General features: G+C 54.7%; 8 protein-coding genes. All 8 read left to right on the top strand.

Going from position 1 to position 8,962, the window contains the following annotated elements:
- Positions 1-37: 37 nt before the first annotated feature.
- Complete coding sequence (locus QME66_02835; protein MDI6807904.1) at positions 38-964, top strand: hypothetical protein; 927 nt, start codon at positions 38-40, stop codon at positions 962-964.
- A gap of 19 nt (positions 965-983) precedes the next feature.
- Complete coding sequence (locus tag QME66_02840; protein MDI6807905.1) at positions 984-2,102, top strand: DUF362 domain-containing protein; 1,119 nt, start codon at positions 984-986, stop codon at positions 2,100-2,102.
- A gap of 233 nt (positions 2,103-2,335) precedes the next feature.
- Positions 2,336-3,931 carry a lipid II flippase MurJ gene (locus QME66_02845; protein MDI6807906.1) on the top strand — a complete coding sequence of 532 codons (1,596 nt, stop codon included), beginning with the start codon at positions 2,336-2,338 and terminating at the stop codon, positions 3,929-3,931.
- Entirely contained in the window at positions 3,928-5,076 is a 1,149-nt protein-coding gene (locus QME66_02850; GenBank protein ID MDI6807907.1) for a glycosyltransferase family 4 protein, read from the top strand. Before QME66_02845 ends, QME66_02850 begins: the two co-directional genes overlap by 4 nt.
- 10 nt (positions 5,077-5,086) lie before the next feature.
- The gene (locus QME66_02855; protein MDI6807908.1) at positions 5,087-6,142 is read left to right on the top strand and encodes a glycosyltransferase; all 1,056 of its coding nucleotides are present in this window, start codon (positions 5,087-5,089) and stop codon (positions 6,140-6,142) included.
- Positions 6,139-7,098 (top strand): GDP-mannose 4,6-dehydratase, encoded by a 960-nt coding sequence (locus QME66_02860; protein MDI6807909.1) that lies wholly within the window; start codon positions 6,139-6,141, stop codon positions 7,096-7,098. Before QME66_02855 ends, QME66_02860 begins: the two co-directional genes overlap by 4 nt.
- 98 nt (positions 7,099-7,196) lie before the next feature.
- Entirely contained in the window at positions 7,197-8,159 is a 963-nt protein-coding gene (locus QME66_02865; protein MDI6807910.1) for a GDP-mannose 4,6-dehydratase, read from the top strand.
- A 93-nt stretch (positions 8,160-8,252) separates the two neighbouring features.
- On the top strand, positions 8,253-8,831 hold the full coding sequence (locus tag QME66_02870) for a rubrerythrin family protein (protein MDI6807911.1): 579 nt from the start codon (positions 8,253-8,255) through the stop codon (positions 8,829-8,831).
- Positions 8,832-8,962 lie beyond the last annotated feature (131 nt).

Consider the following 8,962-nt stretch of genomic DNA (forward strand, 5'->3'; position numbering starts at 1 on the left):
TCCCCTCGGGGGAGAGGACTAAGGTGAGGGGGAATTGATGAAAGTGTCACTCATACCTGGAATAATAGCTGTGATGGTTTTACTGTCACCATCTTACTCTGTAACCAACGCATTTGCCGCTCAGACTCCTGCAGCTTTCCTTGAGGTTGGGATGGGCGGAAGGGCCATGGCAATGGGCGGGGCATATGTTGCCCTGGTTGATGATGCCAGCGCCGTGATCTGGAACCCTGCCGGATTGGCAAATTCGACGGCGCACCAGGCGGTGTTTGCCTACACTAATCAATTAGGGCTCATACCCTACAGGTTCGCCGCTTACTCTCAACCCTTATTGTCCGGTCTCGCCGTCGCCGGCGGAATAACCAGCTCGGGAGACGATGCGCTCAAGGAAAACACGCTATATGCTTCTGCTGCCCGAACGCTCAGTTCCGAGTTGACTTCATTTCTTAACGACGTGCGTGTTGGAGGGACTCTCAAGATACGAAGTGCAAGCTTTGGCAAGAATGCCGACGGCGGAGTTGATCGAGTCACGGGTGACGCATTTGGATACGGTCTTGACCTTGGAGGTCTCCTCCGGGTCGCTCCGGGCGTGCGAATTGGCGTCATGTTGAGAGACCTTATGGCGCCTGTGGAGTGGAACTCTTCAACCAGCGGAAAATACAGCGAAGACGTTCCTTCAACCTTTGTGGTTGGCGCAGGACTTGAAAAAAGGGGACTCTTCAGCTGCTCCGTAGATGTTGAAAACAGCGAAAGAGTGAGGGCGGGCATGGAGGTCATGGTCCTTGGATTCGTCGGCCTGCGCGGAGGGTATTTTCAGAAGATGGAAGCAGGTGCAACGAAGAACTACTCGGCCGGTATAGGCATAAACCAAAGACTCAAGAATGGAATGGGATTCAGTCTCGACCTTGCCTATTCATTTCATGAACTGGGGAACAGCCCGAGAGGGTCCTTCACTTTTGGGTTCTAGTTTGATATGCTCTCCGTAGATGCCAAAAGTCGCCGTCCTCAAAACCAACCCTGACTCAGTAATTCAAGACTACGGAAGACTTCTTGAGCTTGCAGAGTTCAAGAAGGCAATCTCTCCGGATAAAACGACCCACCTCAAGATAAATATCTCCTGGCACAAGTTTTATCCTGCCTGTTCGACCACACCCTGGCAGCTTGACGCCGTTATCGGGAAACTTCTTTCCTCCGGATTCGAGAAACAGAAGCTGCTTGCGACGCAAAACGACACAGTTGTTGTCAGCGCAAGAGAGGGGGCTATTGGAAACAGACTTGACCCGGTCGTTAAGAAATACGGGATCGACTATCTCTACCTCAATGACCCGGATTCAGAATGGGTTAAGTTTGAGCCCAAAGAGAAGATGTTGGTGCTTGACAAGATATATCCGGAGGGGATCGAAATTCCCAGAGCTTTCTTTGACACGAATATCATTCATTTTCCCACCATGAAAACCCACGTCTTCACAACAATGACTGGCGCAGTGAAGAACGCATTCGGAGGTCTTCTTCACAAGAAAAGGCACTGGACGCACAGCGTGATTCATGAAGCTCTGGTTGACCTCCTTGCCATACAGAAAGAGATTCATTCCGGAGTTTTCTGTGTGATGGATGCGGCGTTTTCCGGAGACGGCCCCGGCCCGAGGGCAATGAAGCCTCACGTGACAAACCTCATTCTTGCATCATCCGACCCTGTCGCCCTTGATACGGTCGCGGCCAAGATAATGGGATTTGAGCCATCCTCGATTGACTTCATAAGAATTGCCAACGAAAAAGGATTCGGATGCGGGGACTTGAAAAAAATCGAGGTAGTCGGGACTGATATTTCTCAGATGAACCTTCACTTCAAAGGTTCTGAAGAGACGTTTGCTTCAAGGGGACAGAAGCTTATCTACCACGGCGCGCTCAAGCCGCTTGAAAAACTTCTTCTCAGAACACCCATAGTACCCTGGTCCTATCTTGCTTCACGGCTTTACCACGACGTTTATTGGTACAACGTCTTCGGCAGATCCCGCGTTAAGAAGATGCTCAAGACCGACTGGGGCAAGCTGTTCCTGTCGTATCCGGGAACAAGTTCATCGGGAAGAAGCGGCCAAACAAGGTGAACGCCCTCTGCCCACGAGCAATACCCTGCGAGCAGGGTCTCAAGTTTCCGGAGCAGCTGCAGACCTAGCCTCATGCGCTCCGTCACGAAACAACTGTCGGGCTTGCGCGAGTACCGCTCCTTCTTGCCGCTCGACCCGGTATCTTTCCGCTCAGTGACTCTTAACATCACGAATGCCGAAGAATCAAGATGTGAAGACGATTCTTTTGAAAGTGACGGGAGACTTGAACAGGTATGAGCGACGCATCAACTTCTGACGCCGTCGGCACCAAAGTGGCAGGAGCAGTCGGGGTCATTACTCTTGGTTTGGTCTTTGGCTACCTGCTCTCCCTGGTGAAGGCGGCGCTTGTGGCAGCCTACTTAGGTACCGGCTGGCAGATGGACGTTTTTCTGTGGTCGTCTGCCCTGGTCTCCTTGTTTGCCGCACTGGCCTCTGGTCCCTTGCTCGCCGTCCTGGTGCCGCTCTATCTCTCGCAGAGTGTCAAGGATATTGAAAAGGCGCGAAATCTGCTTAATGCGGTGCTGGGGCTGCTCTTTGTTTCCTTTGCGATTCTGAGCATCGTGCTGGTCGTGGGGGCGCCAATGGCGGCGCGACTGCTGGGTACGGGTATGGGACCTGCCGGAGCCGAGGGACGCGGGTTAGCCATCCAACTGGTGTGGATGATGCTTCCCGTCGTGCTCTTCAGCGGTGTGTGGACTGCCTGTCAGGCCATCTTGAATGCGGAGAAATCTTTTTTCGCGGCTGCACTGTCTGTCTCTTTTTCGGCCCTCGGGGTGATCTTGGCTTTGTTAGTTCTTGGACGGGCACGGGCTGTGTACGCTCAGGCCATTGGTCTATCTCTGGGCTCTGTCGCCCAATGGGCCCTCTTGATGGCATTGCTTCGGCGGAGAGGCCTGGGCAGGCGGTGGACGCTGAACCTGCGCGCGGAAGGCATGGGGCAATTCTTCAGATTGCTGTGGCCTTTGGTGACCAGCCAGGCATTCATTCTGTGTCTGCCCGTAGTGGACCGCACCATAGCGGCGCACTTCTCGCCGGGCAGTATCAGTGCTCTGGGGTATGCGCAAACCTTGATGGCTATGTCGGCCACAATGTTTCTGACGGCATCGCATACCGCCATCCTGCCCTTTCTTTCACAACAGGTTGCCGAGAGTGGACTTGTTTCATTCAAGAGGACTTTTGTTCCAACTATCCGCGTGATGGTTACGCTGCTGACCCCTTTGTGTGTTGTGATGATCACGCTTCAGAGGCCGGTGATTCAATTCATATTCGAGCGGGGGCTTTTCGATTCTCGCGCCACGGCGCTCACCGCCCCTGCATTTGCAGCTTATGTGGCAGGCGTCGTCCCGATGGCCATCACCTTCATTTGCGCACGGGGTTTCAATGCCCTCCAGGACAGCAAGACCAATGCATTAGTGGGTGTCTTGCTTCTCGTGACAGTGAAGCTCGGTATGAATGTGCTTCTGACGCGTTGGTGCGGCTATCTTGGTCTGGCCTGGGCAACCTCGGCATCTTATGTGGTCACGGCTACAGTGATGCTCTGGGTGATGCGCCGCAGGTTGGGAGACATCGGAGAAAAACAATTGCTTAAGAATGGCGGCAAGACCTTGATTGCTTCATGTCTGGGAGGCCTGCTGGCGTGGTGGGGGATCAGGATCGGCGGGAGCAGCTCTTTCCTGCAGTTGGCCCTGGGCGGGACATTGGCAGTGCTGGGATACGGGACGGCGGCCTATCTCCTGCGGCTTGAAGATGTCAAGCGTTTGAGTCTCCTGGCCGTTCAATTCATGTGGAACCGGATGCGTACGATTACGCGGGGGCTGCCGGGGCAATGAGTGGACTGAGGGTCCTTATCGTGAGTCCTTACCCTTTTCAGATGGACAGGGTGAAAGGGGGAGTTGAGGCAGTTGCACAGGTTCTGGTTCCTGCCCTGGTTTCCCGGGAAGAGATTGAGGCGGTCAGGGTCGTTACTTTTGGCAGCGGCGCCGCTGGATGTGAAGAGGCAAAAATAGATTCCAAGCTGACCGTGCACCTACTGCCCGCACAGAGGCGCTACGCACTGCTGACCGGCGGCAGGTCAAGCGTTCTCCTTGCAAGGCAGATTGTGAATGAGTTCCGTCCCGATATTGTTCATGCTCAGGGAGTGGGAGTGTATGGGGAGGTCGGCACATGCCTGGGAGTGCCGGCCGTGGTAACAGTCCATGGTATGGTGCACGTTGAAGTTCGCCTGGGCGAGAAAAGCATTCTCAAACGAACGGCGCGCACGTGGCTCTTGGACCGGATGGTGCGCCGCGTGCTCGGGCGCGCAAGAGTAGTCATTTCGACATCGGAACATGGGGGACAGATGTTGGGAAAGTGGATGCGGAACCATCATGTGGTGATATCGAATCCGGTTCGTCCGGCATTCTTTGATTACCGGAGAGAACCGGATCCGGGTAGAATTCTTTTTGCCGGAAGCATGATTCCACTCAAGAATGTGCTGGGAATCGTGCGTGCATTTGCTCTGGTGAAGGCGAAGGTGCGTGATGCCCGGCTCGATTTGGCGGGTCCGGCAAGTGATGCGGACTACTCGGCCCAGGTGAGGCAGCTGGTCAGCCGGCTCGGCCTGGGATCTGCTGTTGCGTTTCATGGCTTTGTGGAGGATAATATATTGCTCGAATTAATGGGGCGCTGTTCGGTATTGACTCTCTTCTCGATCCAGGAAGCAGCGCCGACGGTGGTCTCGCAGGCGATGGCCATGGGAAGGCCGGTTGTTGCTTCGCGGGTAGGCGGCGTCCCCGAGATCGTCATAGATGGTGATAATGGTTTTATAGTAGAGGCGGGTGATGAAGCGGCCCTGGCCGACCGCCTGGTCGCGCTGCTGAAGTCACAAGAGCTTTGTCAATCAATGGGGGCACGCGGTCGTGAGATTGCCCGACAGCGATTCGAGCCCTCGATAGTGGCACATCAAACACTGGGGGCATACAAACTAGCCATATAAGGTAAGTGACATGACCGAAAAACTGCGCGTGGTCATGGGTACTGTTTACCCTTACGACGAGTCCAGGATTCGGGGTGGCGTTGAGGCCGTGGCTTTTTACCTCACCCAGGCTTTAGCCAAGCGGGATGACCTTGAACTCCACGTGGTTTCATGCAACCGGACTCTCCATCCTCATGTTGTGCATGCTCAAGGTTTCAGTGAGTATGCATTGGCTGCCTCTTCGCGAGATTGTTTGTTGCTTGCGGTCCACGGTGTAGAAGCGATGGTGCCTCACATGCGCAATATCGCCCATTATCAGGGTGCAACCGGCGCCTACCGCAGATGGATCGCCCCCTGGATTGCGGCGCAGAGCATACGGAATGCCCGCGGAATTATTTCCAATGCGGGTGGGTACATTACTGATCTACTGGCAGGCCAACTGGCCGGCAAGGCTGTTTATTCAGTCTTCAATCCAGTTGCCGATGACTTCTTTGAGCTCGGGAATGGTCAAGCCGACCCGAGCCCGATTATTCTCTGGGTCGGCAACATCTCTGAGCGGAAAGATGTCGTTGGATTGATTCAGGCGTTCGCCTCGGTTTCCCGGCATGTTCCCCAGGCCCGCTTACGAATCGTGGGCGGGAATTCAGAGCCGATGTATTTTGAACGCGTGAAGAGAGAGATTGTCAACTGCGGCTTGGAGGCGGTTGTTGACCTTGTTGGTCGAATTGAACAGACGTCACTGCTGAAGGAATACTCTGCCGCAATGGTGGTAGCGCTGTCCTCCATCGAGGAAACCGCCCCCATGGCAGTTGCTCAGGCGATGGCTGCAGGTAAAGCAGTAGTGTCCACCCGGGTGGGCGGTACTCCATGGATGGTAGAGGATGGAGTGACCGGCTGCCTTGTAGATGTGGGGGATATCAGCGGGATGACTGACCGTATGTTGGAGTTGCTGCAGAACAAGGACAAACGCGAGCGCATGGGACGGGCGGCGAGACAAACAGCCCTGGAGCGATTCTCCGCCGATGGCGTGGCCGAAAAAACTGCGCAGGCCTATCGCGATCTCTTCGAAAGAAGGAGGCAGGGTTGATAGAGAAACAACAATGGGCTTTGCGACACGTGCTGGTCACAGGCGGAGCCGGCTTCATTGGTTCACATCTGGTGGAACAACTGACAAAGAGAGGCACTGTGGTTACCGTCGTCGATGACCTCAGCGCGGGCAGACGGGAGAACCTGGTGGGTGCGGGCGGCAGGGCGCACCTGAAGCAAGCGGATATTCGGCAACTGCGATGGGAAGAATTGCTCGGCGAGCAATCTTATGATGTAATTTTCCATCTTGCGGCCAACGCCTATGTCCCGCCCTCTGTGGAACGGCCGGCGTGGGACTACGGGATTAATCTGGCGGGTACGTTTCAATTGCTTGAAGCCCTGCGGCAAATGCGGTGGCCCGGAGCGCTTATCTACGCTTCATCGGCAGCCGTGTACGGCGAGCCGGTCCGGATGCCCATACAGGAGGAGGATGCCACAGTTCCGATATCTCCGTACGGCGTTGCCAAGCTGGCAGCAGAGCGGTACATTGCCGTGTACAGTCAACTCTATGGCCTGAGGGCCGCGTCCATGCGTTTCTTTTCGGTCTATGGACCGCGTCAGCGCAAACAGGTAGTGTATGATCTTATCCAAAAGGTCGTTCGGAATCCGACGGAATTGCCGATCTACGGTGATGGAACTCAGACGCGCGATTTCAACTATGTGGATGACACAGCGCGTGCCATGATACTGGCTGCCGAATGTGCCTCACTGCAAGGTGAAACCTATAACGTAGCTTCTGGCCGTGAATGCTCCATCCGGGAACTGGCAGAGATTATCTGCGGGATTCTGCGTGCACAGCCTCGATTCATTTACAGTGGTTCGATCCGGCCCGGAGATCCAGAAAAATGGAAAGTGAACCTCGACCGTTTGACAACGTTGGGCTACCGGCCGCAGGTCACAATGGAAGAAGGCGTCAGGCGAACTGCGGATTGGATCCTCGGGAGCTCGGCTCACTGAAACATCACCCAGCAGAATGGCAGGAGAGAGGATTATGTCCGTGCGATTGAAGAGTTCGGACGGAACCGGGCGCTATTCTTGCCGGACGAGGTAAGCTAGTGACGAAAAGCGTGCTAATCACGGGGGCGGCTGGGTTCGTTGGCCAACACCTGGCAGAACAGCTTTGTGAAGATGGGGCCGCACGTGCCGAGGGAGTTGCAGTTCATGGGGTGGATTTACCGGGCATCCCTGCGCCTGCCGACCTTTATGCAGAATGGTTCCAGTGCGACGTCACCGATGCCGCGCATGTGGCTGCAGTTATCGGCCAGGTTCGGCCGGATTACGTCTTTCACCTGGCTGCACTGCTCAAGAGCGAATCGTTGGTAGATCTATTGAGGATCAATGTGGTCGGCACTCAGAATGTGTTGGATGCACTTGTGGAAGTCAAGCCGGAAGCACGCGTGCTGGTCACCGGCTCGTCGGCGGAATATGGGTTGGTGCACCCCGGCGAATTGCCCGTCAGAGAAGAAAACGAACTCCGTCCGCTTAGCCCATATGGAGTCAGCAAGGCGGCACAGAGCCTTCTTGCAGTCCGGTACGCCTATCGCTACAGCATGACCGTGATACGGACCCGGACATTCAATTTAACCGGACCGGGCGAACCTGACTCATTGGTATGCTCTGCCTTTGCAAAGCAGATAGCCGAGATTGAGATGGGAAAGTCTTCGCCGACGCTGAAGGTTGGAAATCTTGGCACAGAGCGGGATTTCACAGACGTGCGTGATGCCGTTCGGGCATATTGGCTTGCGATCCGGCACGGAAAAGCCGGCCAGGTCTATAACGTGAGCTCAGGCGTGGCGACGCCCATCAGGGACATGCTCGACACGCTGCTCGCGATGGCATCAACTTCTACGAGGATTCAGATCCAGGAACTTGCCGAGCGGCGCACTGCCTGGGACGTTCCTTCGCAATTGGGAAATGCAGCCCGGCTCAGCGAGATGACCGGTTGGAAACCGGAGATTCCGCTGAAGCAGAGCCTGAAGGATAATCTGGACAGTTGGCGCAGCTCTCTGGCCAAGTAGGAAGTTTGACCATTCAACAAGGGCATCCCGCGCGGGGAACCCGCTTGTTGTGGAAGACCGGGTGAGAAGATAGGAAATGGAGGGAGAGCTAGGATGAGCGGATCGATCAGGGGAACAAGGACGGAAAAGAATCTTCTGGCATCGTTTGCAGGCGAGTCTCAGGCAAGAAACAGATACACGTATTTCGCGAGCGCAGCCAGAAAGCAAGGTTATGAGCAGATTGCCAACATCTTCCTCGAGACAGCAGAAAATGAGAAAGAACACGCGAAGGTGTTTTTCAAGTACCTGGAGGGCGGAGACGTGGAGATAACCGCATCTTATCCCGCCGGAACGATTAAGGATACGAAGACTAATCTTGAAGCAGCAGCCGCCGGAGAAAACCTGGAATGGACAACCCTCTACTCGGATTTTGCCAAGATTGCCAAGGATGAAGGTTTTCCGGAAGTAGCGCAGTCTTATGAACAGATAGCGAAGGTCGAGAAATTCCATGAGTCGAGATACAGAAAACTGATCAACAACATATCGAATTCCGAGGTCTTCAAGAAAAGATCGATGGTGAAATGGCACTGCATCAATTGCGGCTACATCTTCGAGGGAACCGAAGCGCCAAAAGAATGCCCTGCCTGTAAGCATCCTCAAGCGTTCTACGAAGTCCTCTGCGAGAATTATTAGGGACAAATGCTTTGGAAGACCGGAGAGGAGTGCGAGAGTGTATTTGACAAGGTTTGACTTGTTAGACGTCAGCACCCACTGGTGTCCGATTAGAAGTCCAAGAATAGCTGGAGGTTACGGGGATGTCTTTC

The sequence above is a fragment of the Candidatus Eisenbacteria bacterium genome (assembly GCA_030017955.1).
GTDB lineage: Bacteria > Eisenbacteria > RBG-16-71-46 > JASEGR01 > JASEGR01 > JASEGR01.